Source organism: Wolbachia endosymbiont of Kerria lacca (assembly GCF_051602725.1).
Taxonomy (GTDB): Bacteria; Pseudomonadota; Alphaproteobacteria; order Rickettsiales; family Anaplasmataceae; genus Wolbachia.
This window is the reverse complement of the sequence record NZ_CP192272.1, coordinates 888,089-910,816: the sequence shown is the minus strand read 5'-3', so window position 1 is coordinate 910,816 and position 22,728 is coordinate 888,089. Positions and strand designations below refer to the sequence as shown.

The following is a 22,728-nucleotide window of genomic DNA, read 5'->3' as shown; positions in this document are numbered from 1 at the left end:
TTTAACCAGAATCTAAACTACAAAGCTATAATTAAACCTCTGCATTTTACCAATGAACTTCCTTGAACATTTCTCCAATTTTTTTCTAAATAACTCTTTGCCTATTTAAATAAGTATGTTCAGTATTAGAGCTTTCCAGACCGCTACTAGGAGAAAGATTAGGTTCTTGACCTTTAAACATCTCTATTAGCTTTAATACAGGAGCAGTTCCTGCTACAATAGCTCCTATAACAGCAGTAGCACCCATGATGAGAAGAATCGGTTCTGCAGTGGTGATTACACAAAGCTCAATACATAAACCAGCAATGACCATACCAACCATTGTACCAATGAAAGCACCTACAATTATGGACGAAACTACAACAATTAATTGTCCTATTTTTGAACTAAGTGGTACTTCTCTTTCACGTCTAATACGCCAACTTGGCCGCATTTGTTCTCTTGAACTTATTCGTTCTCTTATTATCACATTTTCATCCCTGTTTCCAAAGAGATTCAGTGGTATTTCACTTGGCTGTATTTGTTCTCTTGGCCTTCTTATATTTTCACTCCTGTTTTCAGAGAATAGTTCTCTGTCATCTGCTCTATCAAGATCTCTGATGTTATTTAATATCTCTTGTGTTCTTTGCCTTACTATATTTTCACCCCTGTCGCTAAGGCGAACTCTCTGAGGTTGATTTAGAACATGATCTAATCTCTCATAGTTCTTTGCCCTTCTTTCATTCACGTTTTCAAAGAAGTGGAAATTCAGAAATATCTCTCTTTCACTTCCAACATAACCTCTTGAATTTCGCTTTGATCTTCCTCCAATATCCTTAATTGTCTTTTCAAATTTTAATAGCGACTTGTTGTTTAGTCTAACATGATTCTGAGAATCACAAGCAACGATCCAGTCTAAAATTGGCATTTTTTGACTATCAAATCCTGTACCATGTTCTATATCATCATTAATGTGTTCTTTTAGTTTTTTAATTATCTCTACTGCTCTTAGCTCCATAGTTTCTATGGTACTATCTTCACTTTCTACCAGTATATTGAAAACAATTCCTAATAACTCCTGTTGTAAATCCTTTCGTTCTTTAATATTCATAATTAGCCTCAACTTTTATATGCTATTTTGCCAAAATAATTTTACCAAATAAGTAATATATATACAATAATTCTCGTTTAAAAATTTTTTTACATTGGCCTATCTAAGTTATGTTTTAGGATGTAAAAGCTTCTTACTTTAATAATTTATTAAAGTAAACCATATATGGATTGCTATTTAGGAGCAGCTGTTGTACTTTAATCAGAAGGTACAGTAATGTAAGAAGGAGATACTTTATGTCTTTAAAAAAGAAAATTTCTGAGTTTATAGAGGAACAGCTTGATATAAAATACCATGACAATTACTTGGCTTACACTATACACAATTGGGCTGCAAGTGAAATATCTAGATCTGTCGCTCTGTGTATAATTGGTTGTGGCGATTGTGAGATTAAGTATCAAGGTATTGCTAATGCATTTAACATAACGAAAGAAGAAATTAACCAAAGTAATATAGAAAGCATAAAAAATAAGATAGAAAGTGAAGCTAGAAAAGAAGGTAGTGAATTTTCCGAGTTGATTTCTAAAATGAATCAATCGCTGAAAGAACAAAGTGAAAAGTCTATTATACAGATTTTAAATTCATCTGCTGAAGAGATGTTAAGGAGTTTTTGTGGTAGTTCTATACAGAGAACAGAGGATAAAGAAGTTAGTCTGTCCTCTGCTTCACATGAAGAGCCTGCTACAGAAGATTTGGAAACTACTGTTAATTCTGATCTTTTATCAATTTAACCAGCTCCTCATATAAATTTTTTCTGTACCCAAGCTATATGTTTGTGAGAGGATAGTAAGCACTACATTTTTCTATTTCCATTATAACAGATTCGTCTATTTTCATGATGATCTTACTATTTGTACTCTGTCTAGGACTAAGCAATAGAAATAGTAGGATAACAGTAGTCAACCAAGATTCCAGCAGGCTTTGTTGCACAGCTCTTCGGATAGTGGGTAATGTATAATAAATTCATGAAGCTATATCAAACTTAGCCATGCCTATTTCAGTAAATTTGTTAAGCAAATAACACTTGAGTAGCAGTTCCTTCTCACGATTAATCTCAGATTTATTCCTAAAACTAAATCCAAATATTTGCTTCAGTCGCGAGAAAAAACTTTCTATATAAGATCTCTTCCAATAATTTATCTCTTTTTTCCACCTCTTCATACCATCTTCATCATATGACTTTATGAGCTTGATTGTAGAATTTCTCTCATTCATATAATCCAACTTTGGATGCTCTACTGCATTATTTTGCGGAGGAATCCTTGTCTTTATGTCAAGCTCATCGCACAGTTTGTATAACTTCTTTCGATTATATGCCCTATCTGCATATATCGTGCTTATGTTATACTTGGTATCCACTCTTTCAATAAGATCACAGGCTCCATAGTGGTCGGAATAAACTCCACTACTGTATTTTGCAGCTATAACTTTTTTACTACCTATCTCTAGCATTACATGTAGCTTTCTTGTTTGCTCATAGCGGCGATACTTTCTATCTGTACCATTTGCCTTACTATGGCCTGGAATATTATTGTAGATGCTGATACCTGTACTATCTATAGCAATTTCAATATCTTCCATATCGTTCTTATCAACTCTGCAGTCGTTGATTTTGATATTAAGCTTTTTAAACCTTCTTGAAGCCTGCGAATAGCTGATAATTTGCAAAATTTTCCCTATTTGCTCAAGATATTTCTCTATAAATCCCACTGTTTGCCTAAGACCAATCCTGAATAGATAGGTTATTATGTGAATTAGAATCACTACTTTGTCGCTGTAGACATTGTTGCCACCTGCTACTTTTGGACTATTTTCGTACCAATTTTCAATGGCATCGTTGATATAATGAAAAACATTTCCCCTTTCTTGAAGAAATTTGTTATATTCATTGCAGTTACTGACTTTCATTCTTATTGGCATATTTTTCCTTTGTCGGCTAAATATCTATTTTATAACAAATTCCATCAGTAACTGCCTGTTCTTTCCTTGAGTGGTGCAACAAAGCCATTACAGCATCACGTACTAGGATGATATAAGTATCATAATTTACGATTAGATTGACATAGGGTAAAGAGTAAATTAAAAGTTAAATAGATCTTTTAATACAGAATAAATGCCTATAGAAATATTGATGCCTGCTCTTTCCCCAACAATGAGTAAAACTGGAGGAAAAATTGTAAAGTGGTGTAAAAAAGAACAAGATAAAGTTGAAATAGGTGATGTAATCGCTGAAATTGAGACTGATAAAGCCATAATGGAGTTTGAATCTGTCGATGAAGGAGTTTTGGCAAAAATTTTAGTGTCGGAAGGAACAAGTGGCGTGCCTGTAAATCAACTGATAGCTCTAATGTTAGAGGAAGGGGAAGATAAAAGCGCACTTGATTTAGCTTCTGCCATCAATACCAAGGTTGAGAAGGAGGTTGAAGCCGATTTTTCAGTATCATCCAACCCTTCGATTTCATCTAGCTCTTTAATGTCATCCCAGTGCGTGACACTGGGATCTAAAAAAGAGGATAGAGCAACAGAAAATAGAATAAAAGTAAGCCCCTTAGCTAAAAAAATAGCTCAAAATGAAGGTGTTGATATAAAGCGATTAAAAGGTACAGGTCCATATGGTCGTATCATCAAAGCTGATGTATTAGAATTTTTAGATCAAACTAAAAGCTATGAGAGATTTGAGGAAAATACAACAGTTGAAGTAAGTAATATGCGCCAAGTGATAGCGCAGCGCCTAGTTGAATCTAAGCAAAATATTCCACACTTTTATTTAACTGTAGACTGCCACGTTGATAAGCTAATATCGCTCAAAAATGAGGTTAATTCAGCAAATGAGAACAATAAAGTAACAATTAATGACTTAATTATAAAAGCTGTGTCTTTCAGCATGAAAAAATTTCCTGATATAAACTCATCGTGGATAGATACTAAAATAGTAAGATACTCAAATATAGATATCTCAATTGCTGTAGCGCTTGAGGATGGACTGATTACTCCTATAGTAAAAAATGCTGATGAAAAAAGTGTTTTATCTATATCAAAAGAAGTGAAAGATTTAGTAAATAGAGCAAGATCTGGAAAATTAAGGCCTGAAGAATTTCAAGGAGGAGGGTTTACCATTTCTAATTTAGGCATGTTTGGTATAAAAACTTTCAGTGCTATAATCAATCCACCACAGTCTTGCATTATGGCTGTCGGCGCATCTAAAAAACAACCAGTTGTCATAAGTGAAAAAATAGAGATAGCAGAGGTAATGACAGTTACTCTCTCTGTTGACCACAGAGCAGTTGATGGAGGACTCGGAGCAAAATTTTTAAATGCCTTTAAGTACTATATAGAAAACCCTACGGTGATGCTTCTTGAGCCTTTATTATTATAATAAAATTAATACCTCTTAGTTTATACTTTTATTAGTTAATAGGTTTAGAGGTAAAATATGACTTATAAAAAGATAGAAAAACGTAGTATATCTTTTGATGCTACAAAATCAAAATTTTCAAACGATAGGTTTCAAATAGATTCCTCATCTAATGAGTCAATAGATACCATTGGTAAAAAATTTAAGTATGAAGTGAAACTTCCAGGTGTTATTCACACTACAACAAGAAAAAATAATGTTGGAAACGGATTAAATGAGTTGGATCTAAGAAAGAAAAATGAAAACTCTTTCAAGACACCAATAAAGAATATTGAAGAATCAGATAGTAAGAGAAACCAAAGTCATTTGCTGTTTCAGGAGGACTCATTTCCAGAACTACCAGCATGTGCATATAAGCCAGCACTGCTGCCAAAACCATCAAAAGAAAAAATAAAGGAAGCTGTAGATAAAATGCGCAATAATAGAAAAGCTCATAATTCTGCAAGTGTTGAAAATGGTGTTAGTTCAGACAGGTTCAAAGTGCGCCCGTTCTTATGTAGTGATATAGATGGATATGTAGCTCCTGACAAACGTGACCGTAATCTAGAAAGGTGTAGGGTTACACATGATAGCAGTAAGCTTGAAGCACAAATGGAAAGAAAGCATGGGTTTCAATCAGATCCAAGTGTTAAGCATGTAAAGGCTGATACTGTAGTATGTTCTATTACTAAAGGTCATGACAAAAAAGGCGTTAAATCTGATGTCTCATATACACAAGAGCCTACATCAGAAATGTCTAAGGTTAATGTGAGAGAATTAGCAAATAGGTTCCGCGGCTAATCATTATTGGATTTTTCGAATAACAATTGCTTAAGATTTTATAAACTGTGCATATAGTACTCTATAAGAGAAAGAGAAGTGTGACAACTTCTCTCTTTCTTAACCACTTGCTGAAGAACGTTTATCTTCTGTGGCATCTGGTGATGGAGCAACTAATCTACTCAAAATCTCATCTTTTGGTCCCATAGCATAAATAACCCCATCTGACATGACGATCACTGTATTGACTACAGATAGTAGCTGTAGCTTATGAGTGATGATAACAGTGGTAGTATTTTGCTCTCTTGCAACATTGATTGCATTAATCAAGCGCGCCTCTCCATTACTGTCTAAGTTAGCATTCGGTTCATCAAGCACTAAAAGCTTAGTATTACCATAAAAAGCCCTTGCAAGTCCAAGAAGCTGTTTTTGGCCACCAGAGAGTATTACTCCTCCAGGTCCTCCTATTGTTGTATCATACCCATTTGGTAAGCTCAGTATTAATTCATGTATTCCTGCAATTTTTGCTGCTTTGATTATTTCTTCAGGATTTGGATCTGGTCTCATGCGGGCAATATTAGCTTTAACGCTCGTGTTAAATAACTCAATATCTTGAGGTAAGTAACCAACATAATTACCAAAGTTCTCTCGATTCCAAGTATATACATCAGCGCCATCTAGTCTGACTACACCTGATATGGGTTTCCAAACACCAACGGTTAGTTTTGCAATGGTCGACTTACCAGAAGCACTTGCACCAATAACACCAACAACATCCCCTGGTTCTATTACAAATGAGATTCCTTTTACTGTTGGCTTATTGCTCCCATAAGGAGTAAAAAATACCCTATCAAATTCCAACTTCCCTTCAGGCTCTGGTAGAGCCATAGTTTGCTCTCTTTTTGGGGATGTTAGGATAAGTCTTTGCAGCCTGCCATATGACATCTTGGCTTGATTTAAAAATTTCCAAGTATGAACTGCTGCATCAAATGGAGCCAATACTCTACCCATCAAAATCGAGGCAGCAATAATGCTACCGGCAGTTTTGTGAGCTGTGATTGCAAGTAATGCACCTGTTCCAATTACTGAAATTTGGAGAGTTGAACGTAAAAATTTAGTAATACCAGTAATTACATTAGAACGATTCTGCGCTGTAACTTGCATTGCACGATTTTGATCATTCCGTTTACACCAATCAGAAACTATAAATTCTGACATGCCCATAGCTTCAACCACCTCTGCGTTTCTTGTTGCAACATCTATAGCATTAATATTGCGTATAGTTTCTTCATTGGTTTCTCGCAATATACGCTTAGTGGCAAGTTCATTCCATACTGCCATTGAAACTAATATAATGATCCCGGCAATAGCTATAAACCCTGTAGAGGTATGTATCATAAAGATCACAACAAGGTAAATTAGCGACCATGGAGTATCGAACAGTGAAAATATACCATTTCCTGTAATGAAATTTTTTATTACTCCAAGATCTCGTATTGCTTCACCACTTGAAGTTGAGCTTTGTACTGATGTTAACCTGATTGACCTTACTATTAGATCTGGTGTTGCAGTTTTATCAATCCAATCACCAATTTTAGCCATAGCTAAATATCGACAAGTTTCAAGCATTGCAGAACATGCAAACGCAGATAAAGTAATAATCGTCAGCATAACTAGTGTTGACACACTCTCGCTCGATATCACTCGATCAAGTACCTGAGAGGTATAAAGTGGCAAAAATAACATTAACGCATTAATCCCTGAGCTAAACCAGAAAATGAACCAAAACGCACTCTTGCACTTCTCTAGACAAGTATATAGTATACTTTGCTTTAATTCCTTTTTTATTGACGGAGTGATTTCCACAATCTTCCTTTTATTTAATTATATGTACCATATATAGTTTTTATTTCAAAAGTATTAACAGTTATTGCCTTACCATATCATTAATGTAATAAAATATTAATGATATGCGAATATAAACTTTTTCATGGAAATTTAGCAAGGCTATCTAATTTCTTCTCTACTATAACCTTATACGATAGCCTTGCCAATTGTTCTACGTTTTTCTTATCTACTACTCAATGACAGTTCTTACTATCACTCCTCTGAAAGTTGATGCTATCAGAGTCAGTGACTACAATCTGCATCTATTTTCCTCTTTCTATATGATCAGGAAGTATTACATATTCCAATGATCTAGCTGTAATTGCTCTTTTTCTCACACAAGATGGACTTGAATATACCCTTGGTCTATATCTTTCGAATTTAAAACAGTCAACAGTAATCCCCTCCTCAAAGTTAGAAAGTATTAGAGATGGAGATTTACTAACTTCCTTATCACTCACAGGATTATTTGCACTACCATAACTCACATGACGCGCTGCACTATGATTGTTACCACACTCTTCTCTTGAGGTTGAACTGCTTGGATTAAAAGGAGTCGAAAATATTGAATACCCATTGGTATCACCAAATCGTTTTATCAACCCACAGTTTTCTTCATTCATTTTTGTAATATTCTCGTGATTAGCACCTTCTGATAAGCTTGATGAAGCGATAAGATCTTCTTTTTTCTTACTAAAGATATTGCCTATTTTTAGCTTAGTTGCAACATTCTTGAATTTGTTTTTCGGAGCTTTTGGTTTAATTTCTGAATTCTCATTTATAGTAATTACACATGATGGATTATCTAACTTGTCCATTGTATTTTGTACTCTACTGTTGCGTCTTGAACACAGACTAAGTTTTGCTGTTAAATCATTCAAAACAGGTGAACTTTTTCTACCTTCTAAAGACTTATTCGAACATAGTAGTGCACTACCACCCCTACTCATTTTCTGAGGAGAAATATTGAGTTTGTCTTTACTCTCTAATCTAGTTTCATGCGTAAACTTGTAAAGTTCATTTTCCAATCGTGAAATATCTTCTGCATTCTTTATTAATAGTTCCAATATTGAGTTGTATTCCTCCAAATCATGATCCCCTACTTTTGTCTTAGCTAACTTTCCTGTAGCCTCTTCAATTCTGTTCATTTTTTCAGTATAGTTTTCTATCTTACGTTTAACAGGTTCTTTTTGAAGGCCAATCACTAAGTTGTATAAGATAAGTAAAAATGATATCGAAGAAAATGCAATGGAAATCCAGGTAGGAATTTCTTCCTTTTCAGATTCTGCATTATTATACTTAATGCAAACAGAAATAATCACACTTGATATTGACATGGCCAGATTATAGTAGTCTAGAAGCTTTTTGCTTCTTTCTTGATCTTCCATGTTAAGTTTATCATATTTCCTTTTTTTGTTTTCCCTTATTTCATAAAAGAAATCTAAAAATAACCTCAAGATATTTGTGTCACCATGTTTAAAAGCATAATCTAAAGCTGTTTTTTTTGCATTATCCTTTATATCAAAATTTATCTTTTCATTTAAAGTTTTCTCTCCGGTGCTGATTGTTAGGTAGAATAAGGCTTTAATAGCTTTTTCCCTTAAGTGCTCATTTTGTTTACGCTTTTCTAAAACTAACTTTTTCAAAAATTGACCTTGCTTAAAATCCTCATTTATAGTTTTTTCAAAATCATTATCACTCATTACAAGATAGTGTAATGCTGTTCTTCCAGATTTAGATACAACATTTAACATTTTCTTATTATAGGGGTAATGATTATCTTTCATAAAATATTCTATTAACTCAGCATTAAGGCTCATGGCAGCTAAATGTAGAGGTATAAGCCCTTGACTGTTTGTGTTAAAAAGTGGTACTGTGTTCCTAATAGTTGACTTAGCAATACTTTCAATAACATACTGAGAGAATTCTATGTCGTTGGCAAGAGCAGCCATGTGTAACGGTGTATTGTCATTTTCATCATATAACACTTTGATGCTAGCAGCCACCTTTTTACCTACAAGTTCTTTTGACACAAATTCAAGACATTCCTTATTGCCGCTCAAAATAGCTGCAAATAACAACTTTTTTTGTGTATTTTGTTCTAAAAAAATACCCTTTGGGCTTTTTTTTACCAAATACTTAACGCATTCTACTCTTCCACTGAGGATAGATAAGTGTAGTAAAGTTTGTCCATCCTTATTTTTCTTACTTAATATTTCTCCCACTCTCTCTTTTTTAAAAAGGTGCTCAAGGCATGATTTATTACCAACACGTGCTGCCATATGAAAGACGGTGTCACCGTTGCTATTCTCACGCAAAACCTCTTGATAAACGTCAAATTTCTTCTCTTCCAACTTTTTTTCTATCATGCTTAAAAACGATAAATCAAGTTGGGCAGCAAAATGTAAAGGGGTGTTTCCTTCATTATTACTCTTATTTACTTGCATGCTTCTGTCTATTAATAGACTCACACATTTTTTTCTTAGTTCTGTTTCTGTATTACTCGATAGAGCTAAGTGTAGGGCCATATTTCCTTTGTGTGTTTCTGTGCTTAAATCGTAATCAGGAAATTTCTTGAGTAAAGATGTTAGACAATCATACTTCCCGTACATTGCAGCTAAATGTACAAGATCTCTTCCATAATCACCTTTGGATTGAAGTATGCTATTTCCTATATTTTCATAAAATAGGTCTATACAATATGAATTACCATGTATAATAGCAATATGTAAGGGGGTGTTACCTTGTTTATTCTGAACAATTTTTGCACCTGATTGAGTAAACAATTTCATTAGCTGGTTATTTCCATGTTTTGCAGCTATATGCAATGGGGTGTTACCATCTACATTTTCTTGATTAATTTCACTTTTTCGTCTACCTAAAAATTTTAGATGCTCTATAAGAAAATTTATGGCATTTTCTTGAGTTTCTGAGTTACCTACAATCTTATGAAAAGGATTCTCATTATATTTATTTTTTAAAAATTGTACTTGATTATCAGTGAAGAATTTTATGCACTCAGCATTTCCAGATTGCACAGCATAGTGTAATGCGTTATTTCCATATTTATCTGTTTTAATTTTCTCCCTATCAAAAATTCCTTTTGCTGTCAATATTTCTTTTAAATATTCTAGGAGGTTAGGACTTCCGCTTCTGGCAGCATAGTGTAACTCGGTTTTATTATTGGTAGTGCAACTAAAATCTGCTTCATTTTCTATGAGAATTTTCAAGCATTCTTTATTGCCAGATTTAGCCGCATAGTGTAGTGGTGTTTTACCATCTCTATCTTTATTCCTTACTGCTTCTTTAATGTCAAAATTAGAATTTTCTATCACAAAACATAAAATATCTTCTTTACCCGACTCAGCTAAATAATGTAGAAGTGTTTTATCATTACTATCTGCAAAATTCTCCAATTTTATAATCAATTCTCTGCCCATACTAAGAATTAGAGATACAGCTATTTCAACATGAATATCATAATTCCTATTTTTCTTTTGTTCTTTCCTAATTCTTTCAATAGCCACTGTTAATAGCGAAGAACCATCATTACTTATTATATTCCATCCATCTTGACGAAATTTTTCAGCTAATGAATCACTTATATTTTCTGCTAAAATCCTGCTTTTTATACAATCAAGATTATTAGTACATATATTATAGTTTTCTTCTTGAGTTACTTTATTAATATAATCATATATGATTATTAGGTCTTGCTTATTGACTTTATCTTCTGAATTGCCTTGTAATGAAGAGAGGTCTATCTCACTAATTGCTCTGGCCATAACAACGTTTCCCGCAACAAATAAACCTGAACTGAGTGTCTTTGCGCTTGTACTAGATTTAGCTTTGAAAACACTAATAACTGTGTCAAATTTATTTTTGAACATACTGTACCTCATAAATAATAATGCCGGTAAGGCTTTAGTAGATACCACTGTAATTTTTAAGCCTACAAAAATTCACCAGCGGCCGCATTATATAGTAGATAATTTTTTGTGCTAGTAATATTTTTCTAATTCCCACTTTGGCCTTGGTGCAAAGTCAAGAGAGTCTACATAGCTTCTCTGTAACCTTTCAATTCCTGTCCATCCAACCATCACTGCATTGTCTGTACATAAATTGCTTGGAGGAGAAAGCACGTTCAAGTCTATGTGCTTTTTTAATCTCTCTTTCAGGAAATTATTTGCTGCAACTCCACCAGTAATTACAAAATCATTGATTTTAATATTTAAAGATACAGCGATACCAATAGCATTTCTGACTCTATCGAGTAATATGTCGCTAATACACTCTTGAAACGAAGCACACATATCACACACATCCTGTTCACTCATTACAAATTCTCGTGCTAAGTTTTTTACCGCTGTTTTAATTCCAGAAAATGAAAGGTCACATCCAGAACGTTTTATCATTGCTCTTGGCAGCTTAAATCTCATACCATCACCTTTTTTAGCTAACTCTTCAATTAATGGACCTCCCGGATAGCTTAGACCCAGCGTTTTAGCGACTTTGTCAAATGCTTCTCCTAATGAGTCATCAAGCGTTTCTCCAAGTTTGATGTATTTACCTACATCCTGTGCAATTAAAAATTGGCAGTGACCACCTGATATCAGCAGGACTAAAAACGGAAATTCAACCTCATATAGTAGCCTAACAACTAACGCATGTGCTTCTAAGTGATTAACTGCAATAAACGGTTTTTGTGTTACGTGTGCAATTGCTTTAGCCATCATTGTACCAATTATTAATCCACCTATGAGTCCTGGTCCTGATGTTGCTGCAATTGCATCTAGATCACAAAAGTTAAGGTTAGATTTTTCCATAGCACTTTTTATTAAACCACTTAAATGCTTCATATGAGCACGTGATGCTATTTCAGGAATCACTCCACCGCACTTTTTGTGCTCTACCTGAGAAAGAATTTCGTTAGCAAGCACTTGCTTATCACTATTTACAATCGCAACTGCAGTTTCATCGCAACTTGTTTCAATCGCTAAAATGGTTTTCATATATATTTGAACTCTTTAAATTGCGAGAACTATAACTTGAAATGTTGAAGAAGTGAACTTTGTTCTGCTGAGCTAATTATCATCTTCAAATATAGAACCAATTTTTTTGCTTCCAGGAGAAAATTTATTAGTCCAACTGCTTTGTACTTTGTTTATATCTTTAAAAGCAGTTTTATCGCTATATTCCTTTACTTCTTTATCTATTCTCTCCATTATTTGTAGATCCAGGTAGCTCTTTTTCCATTGGTTAGTAGCAAGAAATACTCTGTTTAAATCTTGAGTGCGAATTAGATATTCTTTATCTTTAGGATAAACTTCCTGAGCCCAAGCAAACAGCTCAAAATAGCGTGCGAATAACTCAGACGCACGTGATTTTGGAGTTTGGTAAACTTGTATCTCCTTAAATATAATTTGACCAATAATTTTTTGTACCAGAATATTTGACTGCTTTAAGTTCTGCTCAATATCCTGATAAACTTTATAGAGAAATTCTTGCTCTAAGCTTAAGTTCAGTTCATTTTCAACCATATGTGAAAGTTCATGTACTATGATGTAAGGATTTGACCTTCTTAGCACAATAACATACTTATTTAAACCAGAAGAACGAATTGTCTTACACACTCCCTCTTCCATATCCACTAATCCTTCTTGATATATTTCAAACGAGAGTCTAGTTTGCTTTATTATTGACAAAGTGAGGTTTAATGTATTTCTAAACTTCTCAAATTGATAGAGATATTTGACATATTGTATTACGTTTTCACTATTTCCTACTTGAGTTGCTTGTTTTATTAAGTTCCTGATTAGCATGCTTCATTATTAAAGGAATTTTCTTTATGCTCAAGAATTATAAAGTGTTTTCAGGAAGTATAGCTAAAAAAGTTTAATTTACTTACATTCCGCTACTTATTATTAGCCAAGAGGTATCACGTCAGTATGACTTAGGAATGTACTAGATATAAAAGTGCAATATCAAATATATTTTACTAAAAATCAATCAACTTTTCACATGTTTGCTCTTCATAAAAGAAGCTCAATGTTATCGTAGTACCAAGTTTTGCTTCACTTTGAATGTTGAAAGTCCCACCCATTAACTCTACTAATTTCTTGCTTAGAGGTAATCCGATACCTGTGCCTTCGTTTCTATATCCCGAATCTGCTTGGCCAAAAACGGACATAACTTTATATATGTCCTGCTGCATTATCCCTATTCCATTATCATGAAACTCAATAGTTAATAAATTTTTTTCTATATTCTCTTTAATAATCATTCTTATTAAACCACCTTGAGGAGTGAACTTGATTGCATTTGATAACAAATTTATTATAACTTGCTTCATTCTTTTGGGATCGGCGATAACTAATAATTGTTTATCAGATATCTCTTTCTTTAAACTAATCCCTGTTTCTTTTAGTTTAGGTGATAACATTTTTAAGCACGAATCTATTATCTTATTCAGATTAAACTTCACTTTCTCTACTGTTAAACTACTTGATTCAGCTTTAGAAAAATCGAGCACATCATTAATCAAAGCAAGTAAATGTGTACCAGCATTATATATATCGTCTACGTATTCCTTGTATTTAGAGTGATCTACAGAACCTAAAGTTTCATTTTTGATCAACTTTGCAAATCCAATAATAGCATTAAGAGGTGTACGCAACTCATGTGTAACACTTGCAAAAAATTTTATCTTATTTGCATTTTCTTGCTCTAATGCCTCTTTAACCCTTTGTAATTCAATATTAGTTTTATGCTGCTTGGCTAGCATTTGGGTATTGGAAAAGTGCAAATAAAGCATTATTAGTATTAAGATAACCAGTAATAAGCCCATTAATATTGAAAATAGACTATATACCATAATATAAGAGTCATTATAGCTTTGAATGATCTTCAAAAAAAATGAAGGCTTAATGTCATCTTCATGAAATATAGGGAAAGTAGAAGTTAATGTATTTCCTGTAGCGTAAAATATTTCTTGATTGCTTAGCAATTTATCAATTTCATCATTTGTAAGCAACTGCTCATAGTCATGACCTTGAGTATTAAAATTACTGAAAATTACTCTGGCATTTTGATCATACAGTATTAAGCTAAAATTTCTTACTTTGCTTACTGATTGTAACAATTCAGCACGCAATTTTACCAACTGGTTTATGTAATCAAAACTGTTATATTTAATATGATGTTTTTCTATTAGTAAATAATGATATTTTTTTATTATACTATTTTCCAATAGATCTTTTAAGTTTGCATTTGAATTACGGTAAAAAGAAAGAAAATTATTCTTTAATGAATAACTGCGGTATATTGTGCCCAATAAAACCACAAAAATTAATAAGAATAGCGAGATAATTTTTGTATATCTATTTGTTTTTAGTGTAGTAAAAATTAATTTACTTAATTTATACATATTCTTCTCATTGTGAAATAACGTCTTTTATGGTATTAATAAAAAATTAGCATATCATACTTTTATGACAATTTCTCCTATCTTGCCAGTTTATTCTCCTATTAACATAAATTTTTCTTATGGCAAAGGTATTTACTTGTATGATATCGATAATAAGCGCTATATAGATTTTCACTCTGGAATAGCTGTTAGCAGTTTAGGTCATGCCAACCCACGATTAACTGATGTCCTAAAATTACAAGGAGAAAAACTATGGCATATATCAAATACCTATAATATATCTACTGCCAACAAATTTGCAGAAAATTTAATAAATAACAGCTTTGCTAATACTGTATTTTTTGCAAATTCTGGATCAGAAGCAGTGGAATGTGGACTTAAAATCGCTAGGGCCTATCAAAATGGAAAAGGTAATAAAAATCGCTATAGAATTCTAACATTTCATGGTGCATTTCATGGAAGGACATTTTTAACTTGTGCAACAAACGATAGACAGAAATTTTCTGAATTACTGAATCCTTATATTGACTGGTGTGATAACATAGAGCCCAATATTGAGAGTGTAAAGAAAGCAATTTCTAATGGCATAGGTGTTATATTAATAGAACCAATACAGGGACAAGGTGGTATTAAAGTAATGAGTGAAGTCTTCATGAAAGAGCTAAGAGAACTATGTAACGAAAACGACATACTGCTATTTTTTGATTGCGTTCAGTGCGGTGCTGGCAGGACAGGAAAGTTATTTGCATCTGAACACATAGGAATTAAGCCTGACATATGTGCTCTTGCAAAAGGAATAGGAGGAGGTTTCCCTCTGGGGGCTTGTCTTGCAACTGAAAAGGTTGCTAAGTACATGGCGGTCGGTATGCATGGTTCTACTTTTGGTGGTAATCCACTTGCAACTTCAGTAGGTAATGCTGTATTGGATGAATTGCTCGGCCCTGGCTTCTTAGAAAATGTTGAAGTTAGAGGTAAGTCTTTAAAAAACAAACTAGAGGACTTAGCAAGCAAGTTTCCAATGATAGAAGAAGTGAGAGGAAAAGGGTTGATGCTAGGAATAAAAGTAAAAATGAATAACCAAAAATTTGCAGAAGAGCTAAGTCACCGTGGTTTACTCACTGTTGGAGTAACATCAGATAACGTTGTAAGAATCTTGCCTCCACTCATTATCACTGAAAAAGAGATTGATGAAGGCATTGAAATCCTCACTCAGTATTTATCTGAAAAGTTCTAGTTAAAAACTAAACCTTCCTGCTCACTAGTTGTTGGCTGTATCAAAATTGCAGATAAAGCAGTAGATACAACTTTATCAGCTACTTCATTTGTACACTTTGCCTTTTCCTGTTCTCTTATCAGTGTAAGCTCATTTATATCACTTAGTGAGTCAAATTTTGTTATATCCTCAAATATAAACGATTGCACGATGTCTTTCGGAATATTGAGAAAAGCCGAGTTACCAAGCGATAATGTCATATCTAACAAACTTTTCATTGAGCCGTTTCTCAAAACACATTTAGACAGTTCTCCTAAAAGAATTGGCACTCCAAAAATAAAAAATGCTCCTCTCACTAAATAGGTCGTTATTTCATATAACAATGCACCACACAAGAGTGCCAGTGGTCCAAATACTATAAAACCGCAAAGTAAAGGCAATTGCATGGTCTGACCTGATGATATTCTACCTATAAGCTCCATTGAAATTATAAACCCAATAAGTAACATAGCTCTACCTAGATATGTCCTTTCTTTAGAGCGTTTGTTAAAGTTTTTCTCACGTAACTTAGAAAAATCATTATTGACTCTTACGTCAAAAATATTATGGCCATTTTTTAATTTGAGCTCCAAGTTCTCTATTCCATGACGCCACTTATGGCACCTTACAACTTCATTAATTACCATACTAATTCGATCATTGATCTTGCATAATTTGCTTTCTTGATATAAATCTCCTTGATAATACTTTTCTCTAAATTTCACACAGTCTAATTTCTTTAAATCAGATAAAAAATCTTTAATTTCTTGTGCCATTTTATCAGTATCACCTCTGTAGCCTACAGCTTTCAAAATTGCTGCTAAGTGTTCATTTTCAATTTGAGCAATTGTTCTATCTAATGCACGTATATATTGCTTGGATTGAAAATATGAGATGATTTTTTCTTTACATCTATCCTCATTGCCTTCGTACAAACTATTTCTTTTGAAACTGCTGTCATGTTCTTTGGCAATTTCTAATGCATGAACCAATACATTTTGCGCCTTCACACTACTTTCACAGTGACAGTTTCTGATTATGTGTACATACGCTCTTGCACTGGTATCTCCAGATTTATCTATATTGTACGCTTTAGCCAAAAAGACTAAATAGTCAAACCCTGCCCAAAGATAATACATTACCTTTGTTATAGCACTCCCCACAGAAAATAAAGCTGAGCGTGTGCAAGATAATTTACCGTTGTTTTTAATTCTGTTCTCATATGAACGAAGGTATGCCTCTGTACTTTTTAAAATCCTATGTAAATCTTGTTCTGTCTTTTTGACATCAAAATCATTTATATCATGAACTTTTTCATACGTTTCTTTTATCAAATCACTAGAAAACTTCTTCAGAGCTGAATCATCAATATTTCCTAATGCATCAATATTTTTACTAATATAGATTTCTATTTTTCTTCCAAGTTCTTCTCCCATTCTATTTTTTAGCAACTTATTGTATTTATTAGTAGCTGGAAACAAAACTTTCTGACAAAATTTCTGTGGTTCCTTTTTAAAATTTGCTAAGATCTTATTCACAAATAGCTCAACTTCTTCACCTGCAGCAGCGAAAAACCATGATTGTCTGCTCTCATTACGCTCTCTATTTCTTCCAAGATTCTGTAGGGCTTCAGATGGATTATTGAACTGACTAACCGAATCTGCAAATATTGATGCAACATGATTATATTCACTATCAAATCCACGACCTTTCGATCCATCTATAACCGTTGTCAACGCATATTTAGCCAATGAATCAAAATCTCTTTTTTCATAATCACAATAAATAGTTCGATATTTACCTATTTGATTACGTATTATCGCTGAAAAGGGTCTATTTTCTCCAATACCAAGATCATTTTTCCCAATTCCTGCAAAGATACATTTATTTTGTTTGCAGAAATCAATGAGACTATGTAGTATACCTTCCTCTCTTTCCATGAGGTCATGGAGCTCTTTGCTTAAGCGCCAATTATCAACTATTAAGCTGCATTGCTCATTATCACTTTTACTCAGTGCTTCAATTACTGTCTTTATTTGCAGTAAGAGCTCATCTCTAGCAAATTGCTCACTAAAGCCTTTTCTCTCTAGGTAGCTTATAATATTGTTATCATTAGTGGTGCTAACATTCTTTTTAACATCTTCTATCAATTCACTCAAACCTTCTCTTCTTTTTTTATCTAAAGTAATATTATCACACTTCATTAAATATGAGAGAGTAAGATCGATCATTGAATGCATTACTCTATATTTTAGATATTCAGCAGTACTACTGAAATCCACCTTTTCTTTTAATTCAGATATCTGCTCTTCTGTCAGACTAGGATGTTGCTTTTTAACGCAGCTTATAAAGTTCGCTTCGCGTAACTTGAGCCTATAGTCTTGATAAGAAATCCCTTCAGGCTGAAATTTATTATACACTTCATAACGTGTACTACCTTCATATACTAAATTATCTCTACCCTGCAACGCAAAGTTAAGATTAACTATACTATTTACATCATCAGCTAAAAGCAGAGCACTTTCTCCAATTGGGCTTTGCACATTCCATCTTATAGAAGTTAATAAATCATCGGTATCAACAAGCTTATTGTAATTAAAAACTTCTTCGCTCTCTTCAACATATTCATAAGCTGGGCTCGATTTTTCTCTAGTAAATAAGCTACGCACGTTAGCAAGAAATCTAGAAAGCAGTTCTTTTGACTCTACACCAGTTGCTTTAGTTAGTACCCACCAAATTGGCAACATTACTATACCAAATATAAACATAGAAATTGTATAATATAAGTTTCCAATCAAAGCAGAATACAGCCAATAATCTGAAGTTAGACCAATTACAGCAGCAACATTACTATTTATAACAGGAAATAATGTAATCATAGGTATTATAGTAACAGCAATATTCACTACAAATGCTAGAGTGAAATTTGTTCTCCTATTGGTTTTTGCAATAACACTTGCTGTTTCGATGGCGTTTGCAATACAACGTCTACTCAATCTTGTCGGGCTGATAACTTTTCCGCATCTATTTAAAATCCTTCTCTTTGGTGTTGCAGTGAGGTAAGTCGTAGGATATTTCTCATCAAGCTTGCACATGTTCTCAAAATCCTGCTACTTATTAATACTGTCTGCTTCATCAACACTAATCCACAACTTGGTATTTTGGTCTTTTAATTTCCGATCATTTTCTTGCTGTAATAGCAGGTCATGTGTTATTATAATTATTGTAGGTTCAGTTTCCTGCAGTGCATTTTTAATTTCCTCAGCAGTTTTGGGTGTCCTAATGTTTACAGTAAATGCACTACTCATCATTTTTTTAGCTTGGTTTACTAGATCACTGTTTGGTACTGCAACCAGATGATGAAACCCTGCTTGGGCTAGTACATGGCTCCACATTCCAATATCGTAAGTCTTGCCAAACCCAGTTTCTGCATCGATCAGAACATTACAGTTAGTAGTAGAAGGGTTGCGTAAATGTTCTAATGCCTCTTCAACAACAGGTTTACGACGTGCTACTATTATAGATTCCTTTGTATCATCAAGTTTTATAGATTCACCTTTTAGCTTGCAGTTGATTTTTTCTAAGCTACTTATAATACTTTGCTTTTCTTGATTGCTGATAGAACTCACACATTACCCGCTATAATTATTACAATATTAATTGTATGTTAATTCAGTAAATTGTCAATTCTATGGACAAAAAGCTGATTTCAACTATCATATTAATATGAATATATGCCTCGGAATAATTACTTCTCCTCATGGAATCAAAGGAGCTGTCAAAATAAAAACCTTTACTGAAAAGCCCGAAAATATTTTCCTATATGGTGAACTAATAAGCGGAAGTGAAAATTATAAAATAAGCTTGGTGTCTGTTGTCAGTAATAATTTAGTAATAGCAACAATTAGCGGTGTGAATTCCCGTAATGAAGCAGAGCTTTTAAGAAATAAAAAGTTATATATAGAAAGAGATAAGTTACCACAGTTAAATGATGAGGATGAATTTTACCAAGATGATCTTGTGAATATGGAAGTAAGACTAGAGAGTAATGAATTATATGGCTATGTGAAGTCTGTGAATAATTTCGGCTCGGGGGATATATTAGAAATTTTGGTTATCAGCACAAAAAAAAACATTATGTTATCTTTTACTAAAGAAGTATTTCCATACATCAACATGAAGGAAAGGTATATAGTAATCAACATGCCAGAATTCATTGGCCAATAAAAATTTTGATATTTGTATAAAGTTATTTATAATAATCAGACCAAATTAAAAGTGTAATTATGGCAGAAAGGGCTAATGATATCAGGCCAGGTCAGGTACTAGAACATAACGGTGGTTTATTTTCGGTTATAAGTATTATGCATACTCAACCTGGTAAGGGTGGTGCTTACATACAAGCTGAAATGAAAAATATCAAAACTGGAGCAAAGCACTATGAAAGATTCCGCTCTGATGCAACAATCAGAAGGGCAATTTTAGATGAAGAGGAATATGTTTATCTCTTTACTGAAGGGAATATCGTAAATCTTATGCATCCAAGTAATTACGAGCAGATTGTTATAAATTTAGACTTATTAGGAGAAAAGAAGTCTTATTTGCAAGATAATATGAAAATTAAAGTAGTAACTTATCAAGATAAAATAATTTCTGCACATGTGCCTGATCACGTTACACTAACTGTAAAAGAAACAGAGTCTGTTATCAAAGGGCAGACTGTTACTGCTTCTTATAAGCCTGCAATTTTGGAAAACGGAATACGCGTTAACGTGCCTCAATTTATAAAAGAAGGTGATAAAATTGTAGTACATACTCCTGATAACAGCTATTACGAAAGAGTGAAAGAGTAAATGGCAATTTCATCACCACGAATCAATGTGATGCTTGATTCTGTACGCAGTGCCTCCAAGCAGCTTATACATGATTTTAATGAATTGCAAATTTCAAGCGTTAAGTCAGCAGACTTTATCAATAAAACTTATTCAAAATCCAAGCAACTTATATACGATTGCTTGAAAAACTACAACCAGAACTATGACTTTATTTTTGAAGACGATTTAGGCCAAGATCTAAAAGAAGGCAGTTATACTTGGTTTATTATGCCTATAGAAGGCAAGGAAAACCTTTTTAGTTGTATGGTTTATTTTGCAGTATCAGTTTGTCTCATTCATAAAAACAGAGTTGTAGCAGCTGTGATTGATGCTCCAGCCCTTAGAGAAACTTTCTGGGCAGAGGAAAAGAAAGGAGCTTTTCTTGAAGATTTCAAATCTCGCCATGTAAAAATGCGGATGAAAGCTCGTGAAGGGGGAATAATAGACATAAGTGGTAATTTGTTAAATAAATTACCACTTGACAATAATAATCTGCGCTCCCTTGGCTCAACGGTACTAGGTTTTGCATATCTTGCTGCCGGAAGATACAATGGAATAATTTACTCTGGAATTAATAAATATAAAACTTCACTCGGTAGGCTTTTTTTGCAAGAAAGCGGTGGGAGATTAAAGGAAGATAACGCGCTTGTCATTGCTGGAGATATAAACTAAAGTTCATTCAAAAGAGCAAAAGTCACGTAGTGAAAATAATAAATGGTCTTACCTACCCCTCATTGCAGCAGGGTGGCAAAATAAGATAGACGAGAAAAGACAACTATAGGAACAAATAGTCAGTGTGTGACAATGGCATCTAGTCCTTTTGCACAAAAAATGTTGTAAAGTAACTTAGTTGGATCCCAGTGGGCTTTGTTGCACAGCTCTTCGGATAGTGGGTAATGTATAATAAATTCATGAAGCTATATCAAACTTAGCCATGCCTATTTCAGTAAATTTGTTAAGCAAATAACACTTGAGTAGCAGTTCCTTCTCACGATTAATCTCAGATTTATTCCTAAAACTAAATCCAAATATTTGCTTCAGTCGCGAGAAAAAACTTTCTATATAAGATCTCTTCCAATAATTTATCTCTTTTTTCCACCTCTTCATACCATCTTCATCATATGACTTTATGAGCTTGATTGTAGAATTTCTCTCATTCATATAATCCAACTTTGGATGCTCTACTGCATTATTTTGCGGAGGAATCCTTGTCTTTATGTCAAGCTCATCGCACAGTTTGTATAACTTCTTTCGATTATATGCCCTATCTGCATATATCGTGCTTATGTTATACTTGGTATCCACTCTTTCAATAAGATCACAGGCTCCATAGTGGTCGGAATAAACTCCACTACTGTATTTTGCAGCTATAACTTTTTTACTACCTATCTCTAGCATTACATGTAGCTTTCTTGTTTGCTCATAGCGGCGATACTTTCTATCTGTACCATTTGCCTTACTATGGCCTGGAATATTATTGTAGATGCTGATACCTGTACTATCTATAGCAATTTCAATATCTTCCATATCGTTCTTATCAACTCTGCAGTCGTTGATTTTGATATTAAGCTTTTTAAACCTTCTTGAAGCCTGCGAATAGCTGATAATTTGCAAAATTTTCCCTATTTGCTCAAGATATTTCTCTATAAATCCCACTGTTTGCCTAAGACCAATCCTGAATAGATAGGTTATTATGTGAATTAGAATCACTACTTTGTCGCTGTAGACATTGTTGCCACCTGCTACTTTTGGACTATTTTCGTACCAATTTTCAATGGCATCGTTGATATAATGAAAAACATTTCCCCTTTCTTGAAGAAATTTGTTATATTCATTGCAGTTACTGACTTTCATTCTTATTGGCATATTTTTCCTTTGTCGGCTAAATATCTATTTTATAACAAATTCCATCAGTAACTGCCTGTTCTTTCCTTGAGTGGTGCAACAAAGCCATCCCAGTGTTAGCTACTTTCATGACAAGAAATAAAGCACTGATTTTGTACATTAACCATGCTTTTAAATAGA

General features: G+C 33.5%; 18 protein-coding genes. 7 read left to right on the top strand and 11 right to left on the bottom strand.

What is annotated here, in order from left to right; translation table 11 throughout:
- Positions 1-85: 85 nt before the first annotated feature.
- A complete protein-coding gene (locus ACQ4M0_RS04090; protein ID WP_438456279.1) occupies positions 86-1,090 on the bottom strand; it encodes a hypothetical protein in 1,005 nt (334 codons plus the stop codon).
- 236 nt (positions 1,091-1,326) lie between these two features.
- Here ACQ4M0_RS04090 and ACQ4M0_RS04085 point away from each other — a divergent pair, with 236 nt between their 5' ends.
- Positions 1,327-1,821, top strand: a complete 495-nt coding sequence (locus ACQ4M0_RS04085; protein WP_438456278.1) for a WBM0748 family T4SS-associated protein — start codon at positions 1,327-1,329, stop codon at positions 1,819-1,821.
- A gap of 232 nt (positions 1,822-2,053) precedes the next feature.
- Here ACQ4M0_RS04085 and ACQ4M0_RS04080 read toward each other — a convergent pair whose 3' ends face one another.
- Positions 2,054-3,010 carry an IS5 family transposase gene (locus ACQ4M0_RS04080; protein WP_213863789.1) on the bottom strand — a complete coding sequence of 319 codons (957 nt, stop codon included), beginning with the start codon at positions 3,008-3,010 and terminating at the stop codon, positions 2,054-2,056.
- Positions 3,011-3,203: 193 nt separating this feature from the next.
- Here ACQ4M0_RS04080 and ACQ4M0_RS04075 point away from each other — a divergent pair, with 193 nt between their 5' ends.
- Both ACQ4M0_RS04075 and ACQ4M0_RS04070 read left to right on the top strand, forming a co-directional pair.
- Complete coding sequence (locus tag ACQ4M0_RS04075) at positions 3,204-4,466, top strand: pyruvate dehydrogenase complex dihydrolipoamide acetyltransferase (protein ID WP_438456277.1); 1,263 nt, start codon at positions 3,204-3,206, stop codon at positions 4,464-4,466.
- Between the two features lie 57 nt (positions 4,467-4,523).
- Positions 4,524-5,285 (top strand): hypothetical protein, encoded by a 762-nt coding sequence (locus ACQ4M0_RS04070; RefSeq protein ID WP_438456276.1) that lies wholly within the window; start codon positions 4,524-4,526, stop codon positions 5,283-5,285.
- A 99-nt stretch (positions 5,286-5,384) separates the two neighbouring features.
- On the opposite strand, the gene ACQ4M0_RS04065 is transcribed toward ACQ4M0_RS04070, so the two are convergent.
- From ACQ4M0_RS04065 to ACQ4M0_RS04045, 5 genes are all read right to left on the bottom strand, one after another.
- On the bottom strand, positions 5,385-7,130 hold the full coding sequence (locus ACQ4M0_RS04065; protein WP_017532259.1) for a type I secretion system permease/ATPase: 1,746 nt from the start codon (positions 7,128-7,130) through the stop codon (positions 5,385-5,387).
- 284 nt (positions 7,131-7,414) lie between these two features.
- Complete coding sequence (locus ACQ4M0_RS04060; protein WP_438456275.1) at positions 7,415-11,041, bottom strand: ankyrin repeat domain-containing protein; 3,627 nt, start codon at positions 11,039-11,041, stop codon at positions 7,415-7,417.
- A gap of 111 nt (positions 11,042-11,152) precedes the next feature.
- Complete coding sequence (tsaD, locus tag ACQ4M0_RS04055) at positions 11,153-12,163, bottom strand: tRNA (adenosine(37)-N6)-threonylcarbamoyltransferase complex transferase subunit TsaD (RefSeq protein ID WP_007302199.1); 1,011 nt, start codon at positions 12,161-12,163, stop codon at positions 11,153-11,155.
- A gap of 72 nt (positions 12,164-12,235) precedes the next feature.
- Positions 12,236-12,973 carry a WD_0702 family putative metalloprotease gene (locus ACQ4M0_RS04050; RefSeq protein ID WP_012481913.1) on the bottom strand — a complete coding sequence of 246 codons (738 nt, stop codon included), beginning with the start codon at positions 12,971-12,973 and terminating at the stop codon, positions 12,236-12,238.
- A gap of 176 nt (positions 12,974-13,149) precedes the next feature.
- Positions 13,150-14,577 (bottom strand): sensor histidine kinase, encoded by a 1,428-nt coding sequence (locus ACQ4M0_RS04045; protein ID WP_010403276.1) that lies wholly within the window; start codon positions 14,575-14,577, stop codon positions 13,150-13,152.
- A 64-nt stretch (positions 14,578-14,641) separates the two neighbouring features.
- On the opposite strand from ACQ4M0_RS04045, the gene ACQ4M0_RS04040 reads away from it, so the two are divergent.
- The gene (locus ACQ4M0_RS04040) at positions 14,642-15,811 is read left to right on the top strand and encodes an aspartate aminotransferase family protein (protein WP_052264687.1); all 1,170 of its coding nucleotides are present in this window, start codon (positions 14,642-14,644) and stop codon (positions 15,809-15,811) included.
- Here ACQ4M0_RS04040 and ACQ4M0_RS04035 read toward each other — a convergent pair.
- Both ACQ4M0_RS04035 and ACQ4M0_RS04030 read right to left on the bottom strand, forming a co-directional pair.
- Positions 15,808-18,924, bottom strand: a complete 3,117-nt coding sequence (locus ACQ4M0_RS04035) for a DEAD/DEAH box helicase (RefSeq protein WP_438456274.1) — start codon at positions 18,922-18,924, stop codon at positions 15,808-15,810. The two genes, ACQ4M0_RS04040 and ACQ4M0_RS04035, sit on opposite strands and share 4 nt — an antisense overlap.
- A gap of 15 nt (positions 18,925-18,939) precedes the next feature.
- Positions 18,940-19,458 (bottom strand): DEAD/DEAH box helicase, encoded by a 519-nt coding sequence (locus ACQ4M0_RS04030; RefSeq protein ID WP_438456273.1) that lies wholly within the window; start codon positions 19,456-19,458, stop codon positions 18,940-18,942.
- Between the two features lie 97 nt (positions 19,459-19,555).
- On the opposite strand from ACQ4M0_RS04030, the gene rimM reads away from it, so the two are divergent.
- From rimM to ACQ4M0_RS04015, 3 genes are read left to right on the top strand one after another with little or no spacing between them, the layout of a single operon-like run.
- On the top strand, positions 19,556-20,056 hold the full coding sequence (rimM, locus tag ACQ4M0_RS04025) for a ribosome maturation factor RimM (protein WP_019236768.1): 501 nt from the start codon (positions 19,556-19,558) through the stop codon (positions 20,054-20,056).
- 59 nt (positions 20,057-20,115) lie between these two features.
- Positions 20,116-20,682: an elongation factor P gene (gene efp / locus ACQ4M0_RS04020; protein ID WP_264336298.1), complete on the top strand. Its 567-nt coding sequence runs from the start codon at positions 20,116-20,118 to the stop codon at positions 20,680-20,682.
- Complete coding sequence (locus ACQ4M0_RS04015) at positions 20,683-21,375, top strand: inositol monophosphatase family protein (RefSeq protein ID WP_438456272.1); 693 nt, start codon at positions 20,683-20,685, stop codon at positions 21,373-21,375.
- A gap of 237 nt (positions 21,376-21,612) precedes the next feature.
- Here ACQ4M0_RS04015 and ACQ4M0_RS04010 read toward each other — a convergent pair whose 3' ends face one another.
- Both ACQ4M0_RS04010 and ACQ4M0_RS04005 read right to left on the bottom strand, forming a co-directional pair.
- Positions 21,613-22,569 (bottom strand): IS5 family transposase, encoded by a 957-nt coding sequence (locus tag ACQ4M0_RS04010; RefSeq protein WP_213863789.1) that lies wholly within the window; start codon positions 22,567-22,569, stop codon positions 21,613-21,615.
- Between the two features lie 16 nt (positions 22,570-22,585).
- On the bottom strand, positions 22,586-22,708 hold the full coding sequence (locus tag ACQ4M0_RS04005) for a hypothetical protein (RefSeq protein WP_438456271.1): 123 nt from the start codon (positions 22,706-22,708) through the stop codon (positions 22,586-22,588).
- Between the last annotated feature and the right edge of the window lie 20 nt (positions 22,709-22,728).

Excerpts from the sequence above, each read along its gene's own strand:
- ACQ4M0_RS04090 (WP_438456279.1), bottom strand. The coding sequence starts at position 1,090 with ATGAATATTAAAGAACGAAAGGATTTACAACAGGAGTTATTAGGAATT.
- ACQ4M0_RS04085 (WP_438456278.1), top strand. The coding sequence starts at position 1,327 with ATGTCTTTAAAAAAGAAAATTTCTGAGTTTATAGAGGAACAGCTTGAT.
- ACQ4M0_RS04080 (WP_213863789.1), bottom strand. The coding sequence starts at position 3,010 with ATGCCAATAAGAATGAAAGTCAGTAACTGCAATGAATATAACAAATTT.
- ACQ4M0_RS04075 (WP_438456277.1), top strand. The coding sequence starts at position 3,204 with ATGCCTATAGAAATATTGATGCCTGCTCTTTCCCCAACAATGAGTAAA.
- ACQ4M0_RS04070 (WP_438456276.1), top strand. The coding sequence starts at position 4,524 with ATGACTTATAAAAAGATAGAAAAACGTAGTATATCTTTTGATGCTACA.
- ACQ4M0_RS04060 (WP_438456275.1), bottom strand. The coding sequence starts at position 11,041 with ATGTTCAAAAATAAATTTGACACAGTTATTAGTGTTTTCAAAGCTAAA.
- tsaD (WP_007302199.1), bottom strand. The coding sequence starts at position 12,163 with ATGAAAACCATTTTAGCGATTGAAACAAGTTGCGATGAAACTGCAGTT.
- ACQ4M0_RS04050 (WP_012481913.1), bottom strand. The coding sequence starts at position 12,973 with ATGCTAATCAGGAACTTAATAAAACAAGCAACTCAAGTAGGAAATAGT.
- ACQ4M0_RS04045 (WP_010403276.1), bottom strand. The coding sequence starts at position 14,577 with ATGTATAAATTAAGTAAATTAATTTTTACTACACTAAAAACAAATAGA.
- ACQ4M0_RS04040 (WP_052264687.1), top strand. The coding sequence starts at position 14,642 with ATGACAATTTCTCCTATCTTGCCAGTTTATTCTCCTATTAACATAAAT.
- ACQ4M0_RS04035 (WP_438456274.1), bottom strand. The coding sequence starts at position 18,924 with ATGTGCAAGCTTGATGAGAAATATCCTACGACTTACCTCACTGCAACA.
- rimM (WP_019236768.1), top strand. The coding sequence starts at position 19,556 with ATGAATATATGCCTCGGAATAATTACTTCTCCTCATGGAATCAAAGGA.
- efp (WP_264336298.1), top strand. The coding sequence starts at position 20,116 with ATGGCAGAAAGGGCTAATGATATCAGGCCAGGTCAGGTACTAGAACAT.
- ACQ4M0_RS04015 (WP_438456272.1), top strand. The coding sequence starts at position 20,683 with ATGGCAATTTCATCACCACGAATCAATGTGATGCTTGATTCTGTACGC.
- ACQ4M0_RS04010 (WP_213863789.1), bottom strand. The coding sequence starts at position 22,569 with ATGCCAATAAGAATGAAAGTCAGTAACTGCAATGAATATAACAAATTT.
- ACQ4M0_RS04005 (WP_438456271.1), bottom strand. The coding sequence starts at position 22,708 with ATGTACAAAATCAGTGCTTTATTTCTTGTCATGAAAGTAGCTAACACT.